The sequence below is a fragment of the Enterococcus columbae DSM 7374 = ATCC 51263 genome (assembly GCF_000406925.1).
Taxonomy (GTDB): domain Bacteria; phylum Bacillota; class Bacilli; order Lactobacillales; family Enterococcaceae; genus Enterococcus_E; species Enterococcus_E columbae.
The window spans coordinates 584,097-606,085 of the sequence record NZ_KE136347.1 but is presented as its reverse complement, the minus strand read 5'-3'; the positions used below and the strand labels follow the sequence as shown (position 1 = coordinate 606,085).

At 33.1% G+C, this 21,989-nt stretch carries 20 protein-coding genes; 16 read left to right on the top strand and 4 right to left on the bottom strand.

Features of this window, described 5'->3' with window-relative positions; genetic code table 11:
- The first annotated feature begins 194 nt into the window (after window positions 1–194).
- The 8 genes from RK02_RS02895 (at window position 195) to RK02_RS02860 (ending at window position 10,903) form a co-directional block, all read left to right on the top strand.
- A complete protein-coding gene (locus RK02_RS02895) occupies window positions 195–1,451 on the top strand; it encodes an AAA family ATPase (RefSeq protein ID WP_016182744.1) in 1,257 nt (418 codons plus the stop codon).
- Entirely contained in the window at window positions 1,452–2,138 is a 687-nt protein-coding gene (locus RK02_RS02890; RefSeq protein WP_016182743.1) for an RloB family protein, read from the top strand.
- Window positions 2,139–3,089: 951 nt separating this feature from the next.
- Entirely contained in the window at window positions 3,090–3,275 is a 186-nt protein-coding gene (locus tag RK02_RS02885) for a DUF3173 domain-containing protein (protein WP_016182742.1), read from the top strand.
- A gap of 4 nt (window positions 3,276–3,279) precedes the next feature.
- Entirely contained in the window at window positions 3,280–4,422 is a 1,143-nt protein-coding gene (locus RK02_RS02880; protein ID WP_016182741.1) for a site-specific integrase, read from the top strand.
- Window positions 4,423–4,724: 302 nt separating this feature from the next.
- On the top strand, window positions 4,725–6,020 hold the full coding sequence (locus RK02_RS02875) for an ISL3 family transposase (RefSeq protein ID WP_016182740.1): 1,296 nt from the start codon (window positions 4,725–4,727) through the stop codon (window positions 6,018–6,020).
- Between the two features lie 253 nt (window positions 6,021–6,273).
- Window positions 6,274–9,414 (top strand): non-ribosomal peptide synthetase, encoded by a 3,141-nt coding sequence (locus RK02_RS02870; protein ID WP_016182739.1) that lies wholly within the window; start codon window positions 6,274–6,276, stop codon window positions 9,412–9,414.
- 230 nt (window positions 9,415–9,644) lie between these two features.
- The gene (locus tag RK02_RS02865; RefSeq protein WP_016182738.1) at window positions 9,645–10,265 is read left to right on the top strand and encodes an NUDIX hydrolase N-terminal domain-containing protein; all 621 of its coding nucleotides are present in this window, start codon (window positions 9,645–9,647) and stop codon (window positions 10,263–10,265) included.
- 23 nt (window positions 10,266–10,288) lie between these two features.
- Window positions 10,289–10,903 (top strand): GNAT family N-acetyltransferase, encoded by a 615-nt coding sequence (locus tag RK02_RS02860; RefSeq protein ID WP_016182737.1) that lies wholly within the window; start codon window positions 10,289–10,291, stop codon window positions 10,901–10,903.
- On the opposite strand, the gene RK02_RS02855 is transcribed toward RK02_RS02860, so the two are convergent.
- Window positions 10,900–11,676, bottom strand: a complete 777-nt coding sequence (locus RK02_RS02855) for a putative ABC transporter permease (RefSeq protein ID WP_016182736.1) — start codon at window positions 11,674–11,676, stop codon at window positions 10,900–10,902. The genes RK02_RS02860 and RK02_RS02855 overlap by 4 nt on opposite strands.
- A 139-nt stretch (window positions 11,677–11,815) precedes the next feature.
- Here RK02_RS02855 and RK02_RS02850 point away from each other — a divergent pair, with 139 nt between their 5' ends.
- Entirely contained in the window at window positions 11,816–12,694 is an 879-nt protein-coding gene (locus tag RK02_RS02850) for a fumarylacetoacetate hydrolase family protein (protein WP_016182735.1), read from the top strand.
- A gap of 103 nt (window positions 12,695–12,797) precedes the next feature.
- The gene (locus tag RK02_RS02845) at window positions 12,798–13,067 is read left to right on the top strand and encodes a hypothetical protein (RefSeq protein ID WP_016182734.1); all 270 of its coding nucleotides are present in this window, start codon (window positions 12,798–12,800) and stop codon (window positions 13,065–13,067) included.
- Between the two features lie 80 nt (window positions 13,068–13,147).
- Here RK02_RS02845 and RK02_RS02840 read toward each other — a convergent pair whose 3' ends face one another.
- Entirely contained in the window at window positions 13,148–13,864 is a 717-nt protein-coding gene (locus RK02_RS02840) for a DUF4811 domain-containing protein (RefSeq protein ID WP_016182733.1), read from the bottom strand.
- A complete protein-coding gene (locus RK02_RS02835) occupies window positions 13,864–15,330 on the bottom strand; it encodes an MDR family MFS transporter (RefSeq protein WP_016182732.1) in 1,467 nt (488 codons plus the stop codon). Before RK02_RS02835 ends, RK02_RS02840 begins: the two co-directional genes overlap by 1 nt.
- Window positions 15,331–15,470: 140 nt before the next feature.
- Between RK02_RS02835 and RK02_RS02830 the strand changes: the two genes are divergently transcribed.
- From RK02_RS02830 to cls, 6 genes are all read left to right on the top strand, one after another.
- Window positions 15,471–15,968 carry a MerR family transcriptional regulator gene (locus tag RK02_RS02830; RefSeq protein WP_016182731.1) on the top strand — a complete coding sequence of 166 codons (498 nt, stop codon included), beginning with the start codon at window positions 15,471–15,473 and terminating at the stop codon, window positions 15,966–15,968.
- Between the two features lie 318 nt (window positions 15,969–16,286).
- A complete protein-coding gene (locus RK02_RS02825; RefSeq protein ID WP_016182730.1) occupies window positions 16,287–16,691 on the top strand; it encodes a MarR family winged helix-turn-helix transcriptional regulator in 405 nt (134 codons plus the stop codon).
- Between the two features lie 133 nt (window positions 16,692–16,824).
- On the top strand, window positions 16,825–17,556 hold the full coding sequence (locus RK02_RS02820; RefSeq protein ID WP_018451812.1) for a GntR family transcriptional regulator: 732 nt from the start codon (window positions 16,825–16,827) through the stop codon (window positions 17,554–17,556).
- Between the two features lie 146 nt (window positions 17,557–17,702).
- Window positions 17,703–18,872 (top strand): MFS transporter, encoded by a 1,170-nt coding sequence (locus RK02_RS02815; protein ID WP_016182728.1) that lies wholly within the window; start codon window positions 17,703–17,705, stop codon window positions 18,870–18,872.
- A 68-nt stretch (window positions 18,873–18,940) separates the two neighbouring features.
- Entirely contained in the window at window positions 18,941–20,065 is a 1,125-nt protein-coding gene (locus tag RK02_RS02810) for a cation diffusion facilitator family transporter (protein WP_016182727.1), read from the top strand.
- Window positions 20,066–20,085: 20 nt separating this feature from the next.
- Window positions 20,086–21,549 (top strand): cardiolipin synthase, encoded by a 1,464-nt coding sequence (gene cls / locus RK02_RS02805; protein WP_016182726.1) that lies wholly within the window; start codon window positions 20,086–20,088, stop codon window positions 21,547–21,549.
- On the opposite strand, the gene RK02_RS02800 is transcribed toward cls, so the two are convergent.
- On the bottom strand, window positions 21,532–21,942 hold the full coding sequence (locus RK02_RS02800) for a ribonuclease HI family protein (RefSeq protein WP_016182725.1): 411 nt from the start codon (window positions 21,940–21,942) through the stop codon (window positions 21,532–21,534). The genes cls and RK02_RS02800 overlap by 18 nt on opposite strands.
- Between the last annotated feature and the right edge of the window lie 47 nt (window positions 21,943–21,989).

The following is a 21,989-nucleotide window of genomic DNA, read 5'->3' as shown; positions in this document are numbered from 1 at the left end:
ATATGATGTTAATTGGCGTATTATATTAATAGAGTAGACGTCACCAAAGGTATCTCTTTATTGGGATATAACTAGGTGGCCTTTTTTTTAGGAGTCAGTAATGAATATTAAGTTTCAATTTAAAATTTGAGAAAATTTCTCAAATTATTGATTTGGATATAGAATTAAGATATGCTGTACATGAGGTGATGATAATGTTGCATCAATTTATATTTAAAAACTTTAAGTCTTTTAAAGAGGAGCAAACACTAGATTTACTTGCTGCTTCTATAAAAGAACATGAAACAGATGTAGTTAGGGATGTGATGGATGAAAGGGTATTAAAAATCGCTGCTATTTATGGTGCTAACGCTTCAGGAAAGAGTAATGCGATTGAGGCCTTTCGCTATATGAGGTTTTTGGTGTTAAATTCTTTTACTAGCATAGATGGACTAGCGCAATACACTTCTGTTTCTAATTGGTTTGAAGATGAAGGTATCCCTAGTGAATTCAGTGTACTATTCTCAGTAAATCAAAATATCTACCAATATGGATTTTCAATTCTTCGTGATAAGATTGTAGAAGAATATTTATATTTACGTGATTCAAAACAAAAAAAGGAAAAGTATCATGAATTGATTTTAAGAGATGACAAAGGTTTTTCTGGAATGTTGTTAGAAGAAATTGGCAAAGATAATATTTTAAAATTAGTAGATGAGCATACATTATTTATTTCTGTTTTGTCAAAGTTTAAGATAAAATCTATCAATGATGTAGTACAATGGTTTATGGAAAGTAGTGTATCCGACTATGGTAATCCGGCGAGAGAGCACTTCCAATATAGAAGAGTCGAAAATGGGCACGGTCGACCTGATAGTCCATTAATTAAATTAATCGAGGATAAAAAGGAGAAAAAATTATTAGAGAACTTTTTGCAAGCTATTGATGTAGGAATTGCTGGAATTGATGTGATGACTACTAGTTTTCCTGATGAATCAGAGGGTAAGAAAATAGTGACCTATCATAAAAATCCGAAAACTGGAAAATTAGTTACGGCTTCTTTAAGTAGTGAATCTAGCGGTACAAGAAAAATGCTAATGCTTTATGTAGAATTAAAAAGAATTATGACTGTGGGAGGAGTTATATTTATTGATGAAATGGATGCAAAACTCCATCCATTATTGATTAGATATATTTTAATCATGTTTCATGATTCAAAATTAAATCCTCATAATGCCCAACTTGTATTTTCTACACAAGAAGTTTTCACGCTAAGCAAAGAAAATTTACGACGTGATGAAATTTGGTTTGTCGATAAAAATGACTGTGGTGAATCTGCTTTGTATTCACTAGTAGACTATGTTGATGAAGAAAACAAAAAAATTAGAAATGATGCAAGTTATGGTAAAGATTATATTCTTGGTAGATATAAATCAATTCCTCGTTTAAAAAGAACGGAGGTATTGAATTAGATGCCTAAAAAAATTGGAAAAAGAGCTAGAGCTGAACGTCAACGTTTACCTGAGCCAAAAACGTATTTTATTGCAAGCGAAGGAACAAAAACCGAAGTCATTTATTTTCGCAAATTCGCAAATATGATTAATGAAAAATACGCAGGTCATGAGGAATTGATAACTATTCCAAAATTTGAAATAAAAGGAATAGGCTCAAGTAATTTTAGATTAATTTCAGATATTGAAGATATTATTAGAAAAGAACCCAGAATTTATGAAAATGTCTGGATAATCTTTGATATGGACGATATTCCTATAGATTATTTTGATAACTCTATAAGTTCAGCTGAGGCAAAAGGATATCGTGTGGGATGGTCAAATGATTCTTTTGAGTTGTGGTATTTACTTCATATGGAATTTTTACAGTCAGCAATTGATAGGAAACAGTACACTGAAAAATTAAGACGTTATTTGAAAATAAATGGCATAGATAAGTATGAAAAAAATGATCCTAGAGTATTTGATCTTTTATATCCTAAAACCAAAACAGCAATAAAAAATGCTGAAAAATTAGAAAAAAAATATAATCCGAATATTCCTTGTTCTAAAAAAAATCCAGGAACAACTGTTCATAAGTTGGTAAAAGAATTGATAAATTTAGAAGATGAAATTGATAAAATTAAAAAGAGAAATAAAAATATGTAGTAAAAATTCAACTGTAATTTGTTTGCTAAAAACTTTGAATGGACCAAAAAAATTTAGTTAAATTAGGTAGTGAATTGTATGTTAAAGTTCTCGTTAACGTTCTACTCTTGAATGTTAACGAGAATTTTTTTTACATTACAAAAATTAATTCTTAAGATTTTTTTAAAAAATATAAATATAGCTATTCTATTCTTATTCTAAATTCATCTATTGAGTGAAAGAAGAAAAACTCTATAGAGTGAGATGTAAGATTATTCTTTCAAAGATGTATATAGTTCTTTGAAAAGTGAATAGATAGACTTGAGACGTTAACTATCTATTGAGCGTTTTATTTAATTACGCCAAGAAATTTCTGCTGAATCACTGAATTTGGTTTAAATGAATACTATTCAATTTATGAATAAGGATAAAAGAAAATGAGCGATAAATAATTAAATAATAGGGAAGAGTGGTGTTCTTGTCTGCGAAGATATAGATAGGGATAATGATACTTCATAGTAAATGCCGGCTTGTCTTGAATAGAGGCGGTAGTTCAAATTGGACTAATGTGCATGACCAAATGCACTCAAGTCTATTAATAATGATTATTTTAATTGTATATCAACATTTTTCAAAAATCGATAGTTGTAGCATTAATACTACAAGGAATCATTTGCAATTAGCGTAGATTAGATATTTTGTGGAGGTGGCGGATTGAAAACACCGATATGTAAAATTTATACAAATATTTTGTTCGAGTTAGATAGGAAACTATATGATATTAGAAAATTTAATTCCTTCGATGAAAAGAGAGAGCAATACGATGCAATTGGTATTTTTGTTGATTCTCAATTACAAACAAACTATTTATATATGAGCACATTTTTCTAACTGTTAACTGTAAACTAAAAAAACTTACCTGACCTATTCAAATGAAATTGAATAATGAAAAAAAGAATAGAAGGTGATAGAATGAAAACAGCTACTCGTCAAGATTTAGTTAATCTAGGTTTCTCTCGATATTACGCTCAAAAAATATTCAAGGAATGTAAAGAACTTTTAGTGGCGAGAGGATATTCGTTTTATCGTAATTCAAAAATAAAAAGAATTCCTGTTTCCGTTTTAGAAGAAGTTCTCAATATTTCTTGGGAGGAATAATAAATTGAGAAGAGTTGCAAATATTTATAAAGATAAGAAAAGAGGGACATGGTTTTTTTCTGCAACTATTGGCCACGATAAATTTGGCAAAAGAATTCAGGTTACTAGAAGAGGATTCAAAACACAAGGTGAAGCAAAAAAAGTATTGGAAGAATTAAAACAAAATTTTTCTGATTCTCAAGGAATTTATTTACAAGGAATAACCTTTTATGATTTTTATCAAAAATATTTTTTTCCATGGTATAAGCTAGGAACTGTAGAAAAAACTTATGTAAAAACGAATCATACTTTGCAACGAGCATTAGATTTTTTTGGAAAAATGCAGCTTGAGAAGATTCGACCGATCCATATTCAAGAATTTCAACAGTTTTTAGTACAAATCCGTATCGTAAATAAAGGGATTGAACAACCCTTATCTCAAAATTACATCAAACAAATATTTAATAAACTGAGGGTAGTTTTTAAACGAGCTATTGCACTTGAAATCATTGAAGAGAATCCCGTAGACACTATAGGGAAGATAAAATCTCGACGTCCCCAAATAGAATTTTGGACAGTAGATGAATTTAAGAAAGTGTATAATAGTGTCTATAGTGCTGATTTTTATGAAGAATTTTATAAACGATTAATGCGTTTTATCTTTGTTACAGGTGTAAGAAGTGAAGAACTATTAGCATTACAATGGAATGATTTTGACTTATCTAAAGGTACATGTAGTATAAACAAATCAATCTATATCCGAACAAGACAAGATTATGAATTTGCTGAAACAAAAAATACTTCAAGTATACGAACTATTTCATTAGATAAGCAAACTGTTATAGACTTAAAAACATGGAAAAATGAACAACAAACTATTGGTGAAAATATAGAATTGGTTTTTTCTTATGATGGATTACCCCCATCTCCAAGAACTATTTTAAGGAGAATAAAGCAATTAGCAGAATTTGCAGGAGTAAAACCAATTCACTTACATGGACTTAGACACTCGCATGTTGCCTTTTTAATTGAACACAATAAAAATATTTATGCGATATCGAAACGTCTAGGTCATGCATCAATTAAAACTACCTTAGATAAATATGGACACCTATATCCCGAAACCAATCAAGCACTCGCAGATGAATTTACGAGGTTTGATATTTAATTTTTTTCTAATTTTCAGCTGTCATACCGTTGTCACGAGATAGTTTTTAATTATTGAGTATTGATATATCAAGCTTCTTTGCGGATTGTCGGAATCGAAGATGGACGATGAAGATACTAAAAAATAATAAGAAAAACAAAGCGGATAACTAACCAATGATTATTCATGGCTCTATAATAAATTGGACTGATGAATCAAAATCGATTCTTCAGTCCAATTTTTCATTTTAGGTATAAAAAAACATACCGTTCTCTGATATGATTAAATTACCACAAATAACCCAAGAGAGGACGGTATGCTATATGAATCATTCTATCAAAAAAATGTTACGATTAATAGACCCAAATTTAACAATTCTTGAAATTACTCAGGAGAAAATCAACCATCAGATGACTCTTGTCATTAAAGCGAATCTTTCCCCTCAACCTTCACCTTGTAAATGTTGTGGTGCCAATGTGATAGATGATGATGGAAAGTTCGCTGTAGTCAAAAACGGCAAGAAAACAGTCACTGTACGCTTAGAAGCTTTCAACCACTTACCAATGGTCATGCATTTAAATAAGCAACGCTATGTATGTAAAAAGTGTAGACACTATTGGACTGCCCAAAGCTATTTTATTCGCCCCCATCATGCTATCTCTGAGCAGGTGCGATTTAAAATGATGGATTTATTAAAAGAAAAAGTGTCGCTTACTTTTATCGCTAAACAATGTCAGGTTTCTATTTCTACGGTTATTCGTGTCTTGCGCTCATTTAAACCTCAGTTGCCTAAAGCAAAACAGTTGTACTTACCGAAAGTTTTACTAGTAGATGAATTCCGCTCACATACTTCTTTAGAAGATAAAATGAGTTTTATTTGTGTAGATGGTGAAACAGGGAAATTGTTGGATGTTTTACCCACTCGTAAATTACCTTATTTGAAAAACTATTTTCAAAACGCCAAAAATAAGGAAGACGTACAATTTTTAGTTTCAGATATGAACGCGAGTTATATGCAATTGATTGCGAGTCACTTTCCTAATGCCCAATTAATCATTGATCGCTTTCATATTGTCAAACATATCAATCAAGCACTCAATGACTGTCGCGTACGCGAAATGAAAGGATTAATCAAAGAGAAAAAAAGAAGCCAAGCTGCAAAATTAAAAAGTAATTGGCGCTATATCCTAAAGAAAAGAGCAAACTTAGATGTTACAGAATATAAATCCTGGCGCAGTTTTCGCCAACCTAAATTTCCACTTTTAACAGAAGAAATGATGGTTGACCGGTTATTGGCTTTTTCTCCTAAACTCAAATTAGGCTATCAGTATGTCCATGATTTATTAGAAGCTTTTGATAATAAAGATCCAGATACATTTTTTGAGATATTAAAAACGTTACCAGATACACTAGATGAAGTACTGAAAGAGAAGTTACAAAACTTAATAAACTATGAAGAAGGAATAAGAAATGCACTGATTTATCCTTATTCTAACGGCAAAATAGAAGCCAAGAATACACATATTAAAACTTTAAAACGGGTTAGTTATGGTTTTCGATCATTTGTGAACATGAAATTAAGACTATTTCTGATGAATAGTTTAATTGAATCGAAATAACAAAAAGAGCAGAGATAGCAAATAGCTGTCTATCTCTGCCTATTCCTTTTGTAAAACTCATCAGTCCAATTTGACAAAGAGCCATTATTCATTAGGTGATTATCCGTTTTTTATTTTTTCTAGCAATAGTTGTATTTAGTTAACGCTTTTGTTATTATGTAACCAATATTCATTGTGAAAAAAAGTGAACGAAATAATTGGATAATAAAATGCAGATAACAAATTATGGCAAATTTTGAAAGGAAGTGACACTATGAATAATTTACGGCAATTGCTTATTGAGCGCTTGGAAAAATATGCAACAACAATGCCAGCTCAACCAGCCATTGAAGGAATTGATGAAACGTTAACCTATCTTGAATTAGCTAATCTTGTGAAAAGTAGAGCATACTTTTTAAGAAAAATGCTGGGTACAAACAATTTACCTGTTGCCATACGCTTAAAAGACAAAAAAGAGGTTTTAATAACCATGCTAGCGCTGATAAAAGCGGGAAAAGCGCTACTACCATTACCCTATGAGATACCTGAGGATAAAGTTATTCATATTATCAAAACAATTGGGCCACAAGCTTTGATTACAGAAAAAGAGCTACAGCATCATGATATCGGTGACTCACTTTTTATTCCTTTTAAAACATTACAACAATTTACTTATCAACTTGAAAAAGATAGGGATAAGCCAGTGACTTATCTACCAGAAAATATTTTTTGTATTTTAATGACATCTGGTACCACGGGGATGCCTAAGGGCTGTCAATTGTCGGATCAAGCTTTTTTAGGTCGAATTTTTGATTTGGCCGAAGCTTTTCCAATGACCGCAGGGGATAAGTTTCTATTTTCTGGCAATTATTCATTTGATGTGACTTTTACGCAGATGTTTTGTTGGCTTTTTGGAGAAGGGACAATCGTCATTCAAGATGAACGTGATAAATTTAATAAAATTCCACGTTATATTGAGCAATTTAGGATTACTCATATAGCGATTTCTCCGGCTATCTTGCGTCATATTTATGAAGAGCTAAAGGCAAAGCAGCATTCTTTAAAGTTTGTTTTTGTCGCCGGTGAAAAATTCCCGGTTGAAATTGCTGAAAAATATGTCAAGGAAAAACCTCATTTTGAGTTATTCAATCTGTATGGACCAACAGAGTTTTCGATTTATGCGACTAAATTTGCTGTTACAAATTACAAAAAGGAAAAGACTGTAGCGATAGGCGCACCACTTCAAGGCGTAAAAGTCTACTTGCTCGATGAAAAAGGCTGCATTATTGAAAAACCGAATACTGAAGGCGAGCTTGTGCTAGCAGGTAAAGGCATGTTTAATGGTTATCTTAACAATCCCAAGGAAAATAAGGAAAAAATCCTGCAAATCGATGGTCAGCTAGCCTACAAGACCGGTGATTTGGGTTATTACGCGGAGAATCAATATTACCTGATTGGTCGTAAAGATCATCAATTTAAGATAAACGGTGTGCGTGTAGAGGCGGAGGAAATTGAGAAAAAACTTTTACAGCATAATCCTTTAATTAGAGAAGCCGTAGTCAGCTATGAGCCCTATCATGATAAGCAGATTCTGGTTGCCTATATTAGTTGGAAAGATAAGGAAAAGAAAATTGCCGATAGCCAAATTATTCAAAACGTAGAGAACAGCTTAGAAAAGTATTTTCTACCAAAATTGATTGTCAGTATGGCTGAGCTTCCACTAAACAAAAACGGAAAAGTTGACCGAGCAGCCTTACAACAGCGATTTCATGAACAAGTAACTAAAAATTTAACCAATCAACAGTTCGCTAAAAAAGAAAGTCATTTTAATCAGTTGAAAACAATCTGGGAATCGGTACTTCAATTTCCTTTAACCGATGAAACTGCCGATTTTTTCCTCTCAGGTGGGGATTCCGTTGATGGAGTTGTCCTGCTGACAGAAATAGAAGAGAAATTTGGTTTAACATTATCAGAAGAAGAATTTATCGGTCATTCAAGCTTTAAACAATTGTTGACACTAATTAATGTTAAAATGGGGATCGTACCAGAAGATGATCAACTAGCGGAGCATTGGACAATTGATTGGACAGATTTAGGTGGGAAAATCATTAATGATGCCGGAAAGAAAATTTTAGTTGGTGAAGGTGAGGAAAAATTATATGAATTGATCAACGCTAGTTTACCTCTTGCCAAACAAGCGGATAAAATTTTTATTAGGAAAAATGAGCAGATAGTGCAGCCAAAAGTTGTGCAAGTCTTCCCATTATTCAGTCGTCAGGAGTTTTATTTGCGAAAAAATTTTAATAGTATTTTGCAAACAGTGATTAATTTTGATCAGCCTAATTATGTGAAACTAATGGTTGCTTTAAATAAATTTGTTAAGCATCAACAATTGACTCGTTGTCTAATCATGGATCGTCGTTTTGTCGAGCTTGCCTATAGCCCAATTAAACTTAAGGATCTTGCGTTTATTGATCTTGCGTTTTTGCAGCCTAGAGAAGCTGAATGTCGATTAAACGAAAAGCTACAAGCAATCCATGCTCAATTATTACAGCAATCTCCGGATAAACAAATGCTACAATTTTTACTTGTTCGAGAGTCATTTAAAAGCGCCCAGTTATATTTATTGGTGAGTCATCATATTGCCGATGCAGCCTCTATCCATGTTTTTAAAAATCAATTGCTTGCCTATTATCAAAAAAATGAGGAAAATCCTCACGTTCCTTCTTATGCAAGCTTTGTCAATTCAGTGATTGCCGCCAATAATGAACAACGATTAATAGAATTAGCTGAATCTAATTACTATCGTGAGATTCAATTAGCAAATGACAGTTTCCGAATGTTTTTTAACTATGATACAACTTGTCTGTTTGATGAATATCGCTTTACCTTAACAACTAAAAATCGCGAGGATCGGGCTAATCAGTTATTTGCTCAACTGGCAAAACTAGTCCATCAAAAAACAGGTGCTCCAGTCTTTGCCTTTCAAATACTGAAAAATCTAAGAAGGTTTGCTAATGTTGATTATAAAGAGCTTTTTGCGGATATTCATTGCAGTATCTATACCACTTATCATATTGATAAACCAGAGGACGAAAGGTTATTTTCTAAGAGTGAGCAGAATTTTAAAGCAATTTACGAAAAAGCAGGGATTCATATCGACTATCTGACTTCTTCTGATAAATTTGTTGACAATCCATTCATTCCTACCTTTGAAGAAACTTTTCTGAATATTAATTATTTAGGAGAAATCCACAAAGAGGAGGTCCCTAGTTTAATTGAGCAATTAAGGAGCGCTGCTAAACAGCTAGCCAAGCTTCATACAAATAAAGTGCGCTTTACCTGTTTTACAAGTGGTGATAAGGGATATTTAATTGCACTAGGGGGAATGTCACTTAAAGCTGAAATTGAATAACGAAAATATGGGAATATTTTGTAAATCCGCTGGTATAAATAATTAAAATCATCCGAATAGTCAAAGATGAGTAAAACGCAACTTGACTATTCGGATGATTGATTTTTATAAAAATAATACTAGATTCTCCCCAATGAATAGGCATACGTGTAAATGCTTCATTTGGCCTTTTTTTGACAGCGTTTTGTGATAAAATGTAAGGTAAATTAGTTGATAAATGAGGTGGCGTAATGGTAAAGAATAATCCTTGGTTGCATTGGGCAGCTGAATTGCAAAGTATTGCCCAAGCCGGTTTGTATTATGGTAAAGATGTTTTTGATCATGAAAGATATGAAAGAATAAGAGAAATCGCCAGCTTAATGGTAGCTGAAATGACGGAACAACCAGTTGAAGAAATTTGGCAATTATTTTGTCAGAATGTGGGTTATCAAACGCCAAAGCTTGATACGCGTGCTGCTATTTTCAAAGAGGATAAAATCTTGCTCGTTCAAGAAAATGATGGGACTTGGGCTTTGCCAGGCGGTTGGGTAGAGTATAATCTCTCTGTTAAGGAAAATGTGATAAAAGAAGTCAAAGAAGAAGCCGGGCTAAATGTTAAAGCGACGAAAATCATCGCTATTCAAGATCGTAGTAAACACAATTCTCCTGAATATATTTATGGGGTATGTAAAGTCTTTGTTGATTGTGAGCTAATTGACGGTCATTTTGAAAAAAATAGTGAGACGATTGCGAGTGATTATTTTTCAATCGATCAATTACCTCCGTTAGCTGAACAAAAGGTCAATGCTGAGCAAATCAAGATGTGTTTTGATGCACATTTTGCTAACAATTGGGAAGTATATTTTGATTAAGTCAATTGAAGGACTCTCTTAAAATGAATGATAGAAATTGGCAGCTAGATTTAACTATTGGTCAGCAAAGGCTACAGCTAAAATTATTTGATGATACTGTGCTAACAGAATTATACGATTTGATTAAGAAGAATAGAAACACTTTAATTGGCAAAATTACCTGGGTGGATTCACTAAGGAATATTGAAGATTTGCAGCTATTTTTAAAATACTGCCTACAGCAAGCAAAAAACAAAGAAGCTTTTTATTTTGCAATCTATTTGGAAGAAAGCATGGTTGGGTGCATTGATTTTCATCATTTTAACTATACCAATCATAGCTGTGAAATTGGATATTGGTTAGATCAAGAAAAACGTGGGCAAGGAATCATTACCCGCAGTTTGATTGGCTTAATGTCTTTGTTTATTGAACAATTTTCTATGCAATGCTTTTATATTATTGTTCATGTGACGAATACGAGTAGTCGAAAGATTCCTGAAAGCTTAGGTTTTACTAATGAAGGGCTAGTATCTGAACAAGAATTCACAGAACAATATACAGAAGACAAAATATTATATAGTCTATCCAAACAAATGTTTAAACAAAAACTACCTATATGGGAGCAAAGATTTCGCCTGCTAGAAAAAGAGGATTCTTAGTTTTTTATGTAATCGCCAATCTTCTTTAAAATATTACTGATTTCTTGAGTGGTATTGTTTGGATGAAGATTTTTAAATTTCATATTCGGAAATGCCTGTAGTAATCGTTTATCCTGAATAGTTAGTTTAGGCAATTCTTGTTGATTTTCATGGAAAAAAGTCTGTAACCAATTTTCAGATGAAGATTTGAAGCCGGCTAGCTCTTGTCCAAGCTGCACCTTTTTAGCGGTAAGTTTTTCGTTAATTAAATGAATGGTTTTGGTAAAACTAGCTAAATTGGCTAAAGTATAGCCCAAATCACAAGAGGTTAGCGCAATAGCAAGGACTGGCAAAAAGATACTAAAACGTTGATACAAAGCGAACGCATGATTGAAAAGTAGGGGTTGAATGAATTTTACTACAATTACACAGCAGATTCCCCAAAAAATGGAGACTGGGATGGCAATACGCCCATTGATATTAAGAGGGATATGATGATAGTCCCATAAGGTTAGATGAAAAAATTTTTCTAATAGGTAGCTAGTCAAATATTCTAAAATACTAACTAGAATCGCGGAAATAAAAAATAACAATAAAAGATTGTTTTTATATGGTGTAACTAGATAAAGAACTCCTAAAATACCAAAACCGTAGATTGGGGTAATTGGTCCAAGTAAAAAACCACGATAAACAAAATGATGCTCGCTAATAGAACAAAAAACGGTTTCCCATAACCAGCCAATAAAAGAGTAAGCAAAAAAGAGAGAGACGGTAATTGAGAATGCTTCGATCATAAAATGACCTCCTTGTATGAAGATTTGTTCTAGGATGAAAAAATTAGATGGCAGAAAAAGCTTGATAGAGGGGTATGTAAGTATTATATTCTTTACATAAAATAAAAACAAATATTATCCATAAATTGGAGGGTGTAAAATGAAGTTTGTCCAAATAATGCAAGAAGATAAGGTTATTGTAGCATGTCAAGAAAAAGAGAGAATTATACCTATCGATCAATTGGCGATAAAGGCATTTGATCAGGTAAAAACATTAAAAGATTGGATTATTTTACAGGATAAACAACCTGAAATGACGCTGATTTTAAAAGAGGCCGTTACCAATTATCGAGGAAAATATTTAGCTAGTGATGAGGTCACCTATGCGCCAGTCATTCATAATCCCGAAAAGATTATTTGCGTAGGCTTAAATTATCGTTCGCACATTATAGAAACGAAGCGTAAGGAGGAAGAATTTCCAGAATTTTTTGCCAAAACAACAAATAGCTTAAATGCACATAATCAAACGGTTTACTTCCCAAAAAGTGTGCAAAAATTGGATTATGAGGCTGAATTAGTAATCATTGTTGGTAAAACGGCTTATGAAGTGAGTCAGGCTGAAGCGAATGAATATATCTGGGGCTATACCATCGGCAATGATTTTTCTGCTAGAGATCTTCAAAAGCGCCGAACACAGTGGTATTTAGGCAAAGGCTTGGATGGATTTGCACCCATTGGACCTTACGCAGTTAGAAAAGAAGATTTTAATCTCCAAAATGCTGAAATTTGCTTAAAAAGAAATGACCTTGTTGTTCAAAAGGCTAATGTCAACCAGTTGATTTTTAAACCGGATTACTTGATTAGCCATCTTTCACAATATCTGACGTTAAAACCAGGAGATATCATTTTTACGGGTACACCAGAAGGAGTCATCTTAGGTCAAGATTCTCCTGATTGGTTAACTGATAATGAAATACTGACTGTAACGATTGAAGGAATCGGCAGTTTAACCAATCAAGTAAAAGTGAAGCATCAATAAAAGTATACATATACTTTACATACTATTTTTAGGGGGCTAATAACCCTTATTAAAATATGGTATTATGAGAGTGGAAAAAGATTTCTGAAAGGGAGTGATTTCAATGATTTATACTACATCAAAATTGACAGAATATGCAGTATATCCTTTAAATGAACATTCTTTCTCAGATAATCTTAGCTATTATGAGATGGCAGATTTTTCATTTGATCAAACAAAGTTACAAGATAAACATGCTCCACTTTGGCGTAATGTGGAATTAATTGATAGCTTTGAATTAATTGATCATCAAGAATATCCGCTAACGATCTCTCATGATAGTCTCTTTTTATCCATTATTAGAGCACAGATGGATAAAAAACAGAGTAGATAAGCTGCTCTAAAAAAACCAGCACTTCTATTTAAGGGAGTACTGGTTTTTTTTATCAAGATTAATTTATTAGTGAACACTGATTAACTGTTTTGTTTTACTTCTTGAAGATATTGTTGCATGATTTTAGCTTGATATTGCTTTTGTGCATTTTGAATGATGGTTTGTTTTTGCATGTCATCTAGCATCGGATTTTCTTTCATTGCGTTCATTACTTGCTCTTTGACATATACTTGCGCATCATTTTTCATTTTTTCCGCATTTTCTTTCATTAATTTGGCAAATGCCTTGGCTTGATTCACACTAAGCACCGGCCAGCTCTTAGGAATTTCAAAGGTATAATGCTGTTTAATATATTCATGATTGTTGTCTGTAATACCAAATAATAATTCATAAAATTTATTTTTGTATACCCAGACGTATTTTTTAATTGTTACTTTTGCATGAGTAGTTTGTGTTTGTTTAACTGTATAGGAAGTTTGTTCAGTTTTAGTAGCGATTGGTTTTTTCTGTTCTTCGTTTGTACGATATAAATAGACTTTTTCCTTTCCGTTACCTAATGGTTGATATAGTAAAACATCAAAGTCTTTACTTGTAGCGCTTGAAACCAATGCTTCAGTTGTAACAGTAGCTTCTTTTTTCATACCAAAATGATTGGTTACATTTAATGTGATTAAAGCCAAAGAGGCAAGAAAGATTAGGCCAAGTATGATGGCGAATATTTTTTGAAAAATATTTTTAGCAAAAACGTTACAAATGGCAAAACCAACAACACTAATAATCAAAATGAAAAGAATCATTATTTTTCACCTCCGTGATGAAAGACTTCTTTTTTAGCTAGTGAGAAAGTGATTAACCAACCGATAAAACCAAAGATAACCGCTACAAAAAAGGCTGCGTGGTAACCAGATAAGGTCGCATCAATTGCACGATCTCTGTATAGCAATGGCTGTGATTTTAATAATGCTTTTTCTGGTAGATTTCCTTTAGTCACATTGGTTAGTACACTGATTAAAATAGCCGTACCAATTGAACTGGCTACTTGTCTAAATGTATTGTTGACAGCAGTTCCGTGGCTAATTAGACGATTATCCAGTGCGTTCATACCAGATGTCGTTACCGGCATCATTACCATTGAGATCCCAAACATACGAATTGCATAAAGTACAATGATCACTAAAACAGAAGTTTTGCTTGTTAAAAAGGCAAATGGTAAGGTTGCTGAAGTTAAAATAAGCATACCTGAAATCGCCAATTTTCTTGCTCCAAATTTATCAAAGATAGAACCCGTAATTGGCATCATTAGCCCCATAATCAAAGCACCAGGTAACAGCATCAATCCAGAATGAAAAGCACTTTCTCCACGAATATTTTGGATGTAAAGTGGTAATACCATTTCTGCACCAATCATCGCCATATTCGTTACGCCAGCTAAAATCGCTGCAATTGTAAAAATTTTTGATTTAAATACACGTAATTCAAGAAATGGATTTTCCACATGTAATTGTCGCCATGAGAAAATAGCGATAAAGATTACACCAACTAATAGGAAAATAATTACTTCTTTGCTTGTCCAGCCTTTATCACCGACACTTGAAAAGCCATATAACAAGCTACCAAAACCAATCGTTGATAAAAGTGCAGATAAAGCATCGATTTTAGGATGGGTTAACTGAATCACACTTTTCATTAAGAATAGGGCTAAAACTAAAACGAGTACGACAATGGGAATAACCATCCCAAATAAATCACGCCAGCTATAATGATCGATAATCCAACCAGAAAGTGTTGGGCCTAAAGCTGGCGCTAAACCAATAACAATTCCAGCCATCCCCATGGCTGAACCTCTTTTTTCAGGTGGAAAAATAGAAAGCATAATATTTTGTAATAAAGGCATTGAAATTCCTACACCTGTTGCTTGGATTAATCGGCCAGCTAATAATGTGGGAAAATTAGGTGCGATAAAGCATGTAATTGTCCCAATTAGAAAAATAAACATTGAGGTTAGATATAAGTGTCTAGAACTAAAAGTATTGATTAACCACGCGCTAATCGGGATCATGATCCCATTAACTAAAAGAAAACCTGTTGTTAACCATTGAACAGTTGAAGCACTAATATCAAAATCCTTCATTAAAGTTGGGAATGCTGTAGCTAACAACGTTTGATTTAAGACAGTACAAAAAGTACCAATTAACAACACAATAACCATTAATGTACGGTTATAGGGTTTACCATAGATATCTACGGCTTGATTTTTCTTCATTTTATTCACACTCTTTTCTAAAAGTTTTCTGAAAGACATTGATTAATTTAATCTATTTCCGAATTTTTGTCAACTAAGTTGACAAAAATTTGAGATGATTTACAATAAAAGTGATTTTACCAATGATAGGAGAGGTATTCTTGAGTGATTATTTAAGAAACATATTTACCAATGATAATTTACTAATTGGGATTAGTGAGCTAAGTAAGATGACCAATGTTTCCCCTAGACAATTACGCTACTGGGAAAGTAAGGGATATATTGAAAGTGTAGATGAAAAGCATAGCCAAACAGCCAGAAAGTACCGATTGTTTACCGTGTTTAAAGTTCAACTAATCAAGAAATATTTGGATAATGACTGCACCTTAAATCAAGCGCTTCAAAAAGCCGATGCTAAAATTCAAATGGCTAAGTCATTTAGACAATTATTTAAACAAGGAAAAATTGAAATTCAGGTTATTGAAGAGCAATTTATTGTGATGATTTTCAGAAAAGCTCAGCATACGGAGGAGACGCTGTATGTAGTGTTTGATGAAAAAAGCGATGACCTACTTTATTTTACTGGTAATTTTAAAAATCAACAAGCATTAACTCAAACGATAATTGAACGATTAAATACTTGTAAAAATAATGTTTAGTCATATTTGAATACTTATTAATCTCAGATAAATCCTTAATTCCAAAGTAATTCTATCTTATTAGTACAAGCTTTTTTTATCATAAAATATAAATATTCTTCATTATTACTAGAAATTTTAAATAAAACTAAGTATAATTAGTTTAGAAGTTAGGTGACGAATTTTTAGGGATTTATTTTTAAATTTTTTGGGTCACGTTAAACGGAATACAGTATTTTACAAAAAATAATTTTATGATGTGTATCTTAGGTGTTTTATAAACACTCAGAATTATTTTGATTGGCTGGTGTTCAAAGAAACTAATAAAGAGGGATTATTATGGAAACCAATTACTTATTTAAATGGGTCTCGATGATAAACCATCAAAAAATGATGATGGATGAATTAAGTAAAATTTTGCAAAGACAATATGATATTGGCATTAATGAATTTTACGTATTATTCGTTTTAAGTCAGAGCCCAGAACGACAAATGCGACTGTCCGACTTGATTCAACAGATTTCATTAAGTCAAAGTGCAATGTCTCGATTGATTGGTCGCCTCGAGGCAAAGAACCCAACTATTATTATGCGAAAAAATAATAACCATGATAAAAGAAGTATGTTGATTCAGTTAACCAATCATGGTTTAAAGGTGACACAGCAAGCGATTGAAGAAGTCAATTATTTTTTAGTAAATCGAGTTGGAGAACTAAATTTTTCAAAAGATGATTTGCAAGCATAAGAGCAATCAGCTTTGAGACTAAATAATCGAATTTATTTCGGTTATTTAACAAATTAAATGTTCGTGCATACATGTTTTTATTCAAATTATTTAAGCAAATTGCTAACTGAAAAAATTTGTAAAGAAAGGTCGCATGGCAATGAAAAAAACGGGAATTTATCAAAAAATTGCTGATGATTTAATTGACCGGATAAAAAATGGAGAATTTCGTACAGGTGAGCAACTACCCAAACAGATAGACCTCGCAAAATATTATGATACTAGTCGTTTAACGATTCAAAAGGCAATCCAAATTTTAATTTCTAAAGGATATGTTTATGCCAAAAAAGGATACGGTACCTTTGTAAAGGGCGAAAAAATCAAGAATAATGTACTTTATCAATATGATATCAATGACTCAACCGGTTTTACTGAGAAATTTTCATCTTTGTTTACTATTCAAAGCAAAATAATTTCTTTTGATACTCGAGCTGCAGATGAGAAGGAATGTGAAAAATTAGATTTAAAAATTGGGAGTACAATTTACGATATTATACGTATTCGTTATCTAGATAATCAGCCTTTTCGTTTAGAATATACAATTATTCCTGCTACAGTCATAAAAAATTTGACGCAAGAGTTGATGGAGCAGTCATTGTATTCCTATATTACAGATGAGTTAAAGCTGAAAATTGGCTCAGCGTTCAGACAGATCCGTGCAGATAAGGCTGATCATTATGATTGCGCCTACTTAGATTGTGTTGAAGCAGATCCTATTTTGGAAGTAGAGCAGGTAGTGAGCTTGAAGGATGGACGTCCTTTTGAATTTACCCAGATTCGCTATCGATACGATAAGGGCTATATTATTTCTAATCATATTTTATAAAAAGTGACAATTATAGATGGAATTGACATTATGGATGGAATATTTCAATGATATCTATGATTGTTTTTTTGTTATGGCTAAAAACTGTTCAATTTAGACAAAATTTAGTAAGATAGGATTAAGATAAATTTAAAGGAGTTGTTTTGTTGAAAAATAAGAATTTGATGTTATCTATTGCTATCGCTAATCTTTTCTTGATTTTCACTGGTGTTGGATTAGTTATTCCCGTCATGCCACTGTTGATGGAGGAGATGCATTTTTCCGGAACAATTATGGGGATGATGCTTTCAGTTTTTTCGATTGCTCAATTTGTTGCCTCGCCAGTTACTGGGCTTTGTTCGGATAAATTTGGGCGAAAGAATATGATTTGGATAGGCATGCTTTTGTTTGCACTATCTGAGTTTATATTTGGCTGGGCGAATGATAAGTATATTTTTTATCTCTCACGTGCTTTAGGTGGGATTTCAGCCGCCTTGATTATGCCAGCCGTTACAGCTTATGTAGCTGATTTAACCAGTGTCCAAGAACGGCCAAAAGCGATGGGCTATGTTTCTGGTGCAATTAGTGGGGGCTTTATTATTGGGCCGGGTCTAGGTGGTTTTTTAGCAACTTTTGGTCATCGTATTCCATTTTTTACAGCTGGCTGCTTAGCTTTGATTGGGAGCCTCTTTACCATCTTGATACTAAAGGAATCCAATCATTTCAATCAAGAATTAGCGACAAAGGTGGAGCAAGCTGCTGATTTAACGCTACGAAATTTTTTCCGTCTACCTGGCATGCCATTTATCTTTTTAATCATTTTTATTTCTTCATTTGGACTACAAGCATTCGAGTCAATTTATACCATTATGACCGCGATTAATTTTGGTTTTAGCTCAGCTGAAATTGCCTTCATTATCACCATCAGTGGTACCTTAGCCTTGATTTTTCAAGTCTTTCTTTTTGATTTCATCGTTAGAAAAATTGGCGAAATTGGCTTAATACAAGCAAGCTTTTTTGCAAGTGCAATATTTATCTTTGTAATTGCTTTTACTAAAAATAATCTTGTGTTTATCCTATCTACCTTTGTTGTTTTTCTAGCCTTTGATTTGTTTAGACCGGCTGTAACAACGTATTTATCTAAAAAGGCTGGTGGCAATCAAGGGGCGGTAAATGGATTAAATTCAACTTTTACAAGTTTTGGTAATATTGTCGGTCCTGTCTGTGCGGGCTATTTTTTTGATTTGAGTCAGCACTTACCCTACTTTATTTCCGCAAGCATCTTATTAGTCACCGGATTACTCTCACTGTTTATTCGGAATAACCCTACCGACTAATCCTTGAGATTAACTGAAGTCAATAAATAGGTATTCGCAGAACAATTTTTATTATTGAAGGTGGATTTATGTTTTCAAATGATCAATTTCATGATGAACGCAGTCAAATTGGTAGCTTAGCAGGCCTTTTAGGCTTAGTCAGCAATTTAATCCTTTTTGTCGCTAAATTATTTATCGGTCTTCTTTCGCATTCTGTCTCAATTATGGCTGATGCAATGAATAGCTTAGCCGATACTGCTTCATCAATTCTAACTTTATTAGGATTTAAAATAGCTAGTAAGCCTGCTGATCAGGAGCATCCATATGGGCATGAACGATTTGAATATGTTAGTGGACTAATTGTTTCATTAATGATTATCTTTGTGGGTTTCAAGTTTTTGGAGAGCTCATTTCAAAGAATATTGCATCCAGAATCGATTCAAATCTCACCAATTATTTTTATTATCTTGGTATTATCTATTTTAATTAAAATTTTTCAAGCGAAAATGTATCGATATTTTGGTAAAAAAATTCAATCAAATACGCTAATTGCTACTGGTCAAGATAGCTTAAATGATGTCTTAACAACTTTTATTGTATTGTTATCGGCAGGAATTGAACAAGTAACCGGTTGGCGGGTCGATGGCTACTTCGGTTTTGGCTTAGCCATATATATCCTATTTAGTGGCTATCAATTGTTAAAAGAATTTATGGATATTTTGCTTGGAATGCGCCCTAAACAAGAAGAGTTAAAGAAAATCGCACAAATCTTCGGTCGTTTTAAGGATATCGTCGGGTACCATGATTTATTGGTGCATTCCTATGGACCGAAAAATCGCTTTGCCTCAGTGCATATTGAGATTGATGAGACCTGGACACTTAACCAAGCGCATGATGTGATTGATGAAATAGAACGGACTTTTAAAGAAGAAATGGGCCTTGAAATGGTTTGTCATTTAGATCCTGTGCCCTTATATGATCAAACCCACGAACAGCTAAGAAGCTTCATCAAAAATGAGTTGAAAACTATTGATGATCGTTTAAAAATGCATGATTTACGCTTTGAAGCCGAAAAGATTGCTTTTGATGTAGTTATTCCTAAAAATTTTCCATATACAGATGAATTCTTAGCGCAGGTTTTACAACAAAAAATTATGGAAAAATATTCAATTGATGAAATAGAAATTATTTTTGATCATAATTATTTATTATAAAAGAAAAGGAGCTGAAGTGTTTGTTAGCTAAAGAGTTTGATATTCTCATCCAAATATTGGTGTTTTTGCTGACAATCAATACCATTGTCGCTTTTATCACCATTTTTAGACGTCCGCGCTCAATCGCTAGCATTTTTGCCTGGATGATGACCTTAATCTTTATTCCAGGAATTGGCTTCTTACTTTATTTGTTCTGTGGTAGAGGCATTGATGGCGAAATTGTCTATAAATATACCGAAAAATACCAAGATCGAATTACCGAGATTAACCGCTCGATTCAGGAATATAATCTACAATATCATCAAAGTGTGAAAACGCCTGAATCTAAGTTGTTGAAAAATTATTTTAGAAATACTGAAGAATCGCCAGTATCAAAAGGGAACACAATCCAATTTTTCACTGATGGCTATGATAAATTTGAGCATTTATTTGCAGATATCGCCAAAGCCAAGCATCATATACATGTGGAATATTACGCCATTTTTAATGATAAGATTGGTCAGCGTTTTTTACACGTCTTAACCCAAAAGGCTAAAGAAGGGGTAGAAGTCAGACTGATTTTTGATCCTTGGGGTGGCAATGTGACCATGCGCTTTTTTAAACCGTTACTTCAAGCTGGGGGACAAGTCGTTCCCTTTATTACGTCACGCAACCTAATCAAAAAAACACGCTTAAATTATCACCTACATCGTAAAATTGTGATTATTGATAGTGTCATTGGCTGGACTGGGGGCTTTAATGTCGGGGATCAGTATCTTGGATTAAGCAAAAAATTTGGCCCCTGGCGTGATACGCATGGCCGGATTTTTGGGCCAGCTTGTTTTACCTTACAAGAAATATTTATTCGTGATTGGAATGCCTCAGCGATCAAAAAGGCGGAGAAAATGGATTATAAGGAACAATATTTTGTTTTACCTGAATACAATCCAGCACGGAATGTTACGATGCAGATAGTAGCTGATGGCCCAGAAAACTCAGAAGAAATTTTACACGGCGGCTTTATAAAAATGATTTTAGCTGCTGAAAAAAGGATTTGGCTGCAAAGTCCTTACCTCATTCCTGATGACACAATGATCAAAGCGTTGCTCATTGCCGTACGTTCTGGCATTGATGTTCGTATTATGATTCCTTGTATGCCTGATCATCCTTTTATCTATCGGGCAACACAATACTATGCAAATTATTTAACCAAACGTGGGGTAAAAGTTTATTTGTATCAAAAAGGATTTATTCATGCAAAAACCGTGATTATGGATGATACCATCGCTAGCTTTGGTACGACGAATCAAGATATTCGTTCTTATGCATTAAATTTTGAAGTGAGTGCTTTTGTATATGATAAAGAAGTAGCCACACTTTTAGCTGAACAATTTGAAATTGACATGCAAGCAGCTACTTTACTAACTGAAGCAATGATTGCTAAACAATCCTATTGGTTGCGATTTAAACAAAATTTTTCAAGATTGCTATCGCCGATTCTTTAAGGTTGACTTTAACGCTTGTTTTGCTAAATTATCGGCTCCTTTATTTTTTGCTTCAGGTATCCACTGAAGATAGCAAGAGGTGAAAAAAGATAGTTTATGATTAATGATATTTAAATATTTAGTAAACAACCCATTTGTTGTATGGTTTTTTTCGATTGTTTGCACTACAATTTTACTATCTGAATAAATTTGAATAATCGAGTTTGTTTGTTTTCTTTTCAATAATTCGTCAAGCAAAAAAATCAAAGCTTCAAATTCTGCTTGATGGTTATTTAAATCTAAAGGTAGGCTTGTTTTGATTTGTTCTTGCTTGCCATTTTCAATTAGAACAACACCTATTCCAGCGGGGCCTGTATTTCCTTTTACTGCAGCATCAATATAGGCTTTAATCATGACGGACACTCCTTTATTTCAAATTAAATATCGTTAATATAGTATAA

Excerpts from the sequence above, each read along its gene's own strand:
- RK02_RS02860 (WP_016182737.1), top strand. The coding sequence starts at position 10,289 with ATGAATGATAGAAATTGGCAGCTAGATTTAACTATTGGTCAGCAAAGG.
- RK02_RS02850 (WP_016182735.1), top strand. The coding sequence starts at position 11,816 with ATGAAGTTTGTCCAAATAATGCAAGAAGATAAGGTTATTGTAGCATGT.
- RK02_RS02870 (WP_016182739.1), top strand. The coding sequence starts at position 6,274 with ATGAATAATTTACGGCAATTGCTTATTGAGCGCTTGGAAAAATATGCA.
- RK02_RS02800 (WP_016182725.1), bottom strand. The coding sequence starts at position 21,942 with ATGATTAAAGCCTATATTGATGCTGCAGTAAAAGGAAATACAGGCCCC.
- RK02_RS02855 (WP_016182736.1), bottom strand. The coding sequence starts at position 11,676 with ATGATCGAAGCATTCTCAATTACCGTCTCTCTCTTTTTTGCTTACTCT.
- RK02_RS02890 (WP_016182743.1), top strand. The coding sequence starts at position 1,452 with ATGCCTAAAAAAATTGGAAAAAGAGCTAGAGCTGAACGTCAACGTTTA.
- RK02_RS02810 (WP_016182727.1), top strand. The coding sequence starts at position 18,941 with ATGTTTTCAAATGATCAATTTCATGATGAACGCAGTCAAATTGGTAGC.
- RK02_RS02840 (WP_016182733.1), bottom strand. The coding sequence starts at position 13,864 with ATGATTCTTTTCATTTTGATTATTAGTGTTGTTGGTTTTGCCATTTGT.
- RK02_RS02825 (WP_016182730.1), top strand. The coding sequence starts at position 16,287 with ATGGAAACCAATTACTTATTTAAATGGGTCTCGATGATAAACCATCAA.
- RK02_RS02895 (WP_016182744.1), top strand. The coding sequence starts at position 195 with ATGTTGCATCAATTTATATTTAAAAACTTTAAGTCTTTTAAAGAGGAG.
- RK02_RS02845 (WP_016182734.1), top strand. The coding sequence starts at position 12,798 with ATGATTTATACTACATCAAAATTGACAGAATATGCAGTATATCCTTTA.
- RK02_RS02835 (WP_016182732.1), bottom strand. The coding sequence starts at position 15,330 with ATGAAGAAAAATCAAGCCGTAGATATCTATGGTAAACCCTATAACCGT.
- RK02_RS02875 (WP_016182740.1), top strand. The coding sequence starts at position 4,725 with ATGAATCATTCTATCAAAAAAATGTTACGATTAATAGACCCAAATTTA.
- RK02_RS02885 (WP_016182742.1), top strand. The coding sequence starts at position 3,090 with ATGAAAACAGCTACTCGTCAAGATTTAGTTAATCTAGGTTTCTCTCGA.
- RK02_RS02820 (WP_018451812.1), top strand. The coding sequence starts at position 16,825 with ATGGCAATGAAAAAAACGGGAATTTATCAAAAAATTGCTGATGATTTA.
- RK02_RS02865 (WP_016182738.1), top strand. The coding sequence starts at position 9,645 with ATGGTAAAGAATAATCCTTGGTTGCATTGGGCAGCTGAATTGCAAAGT.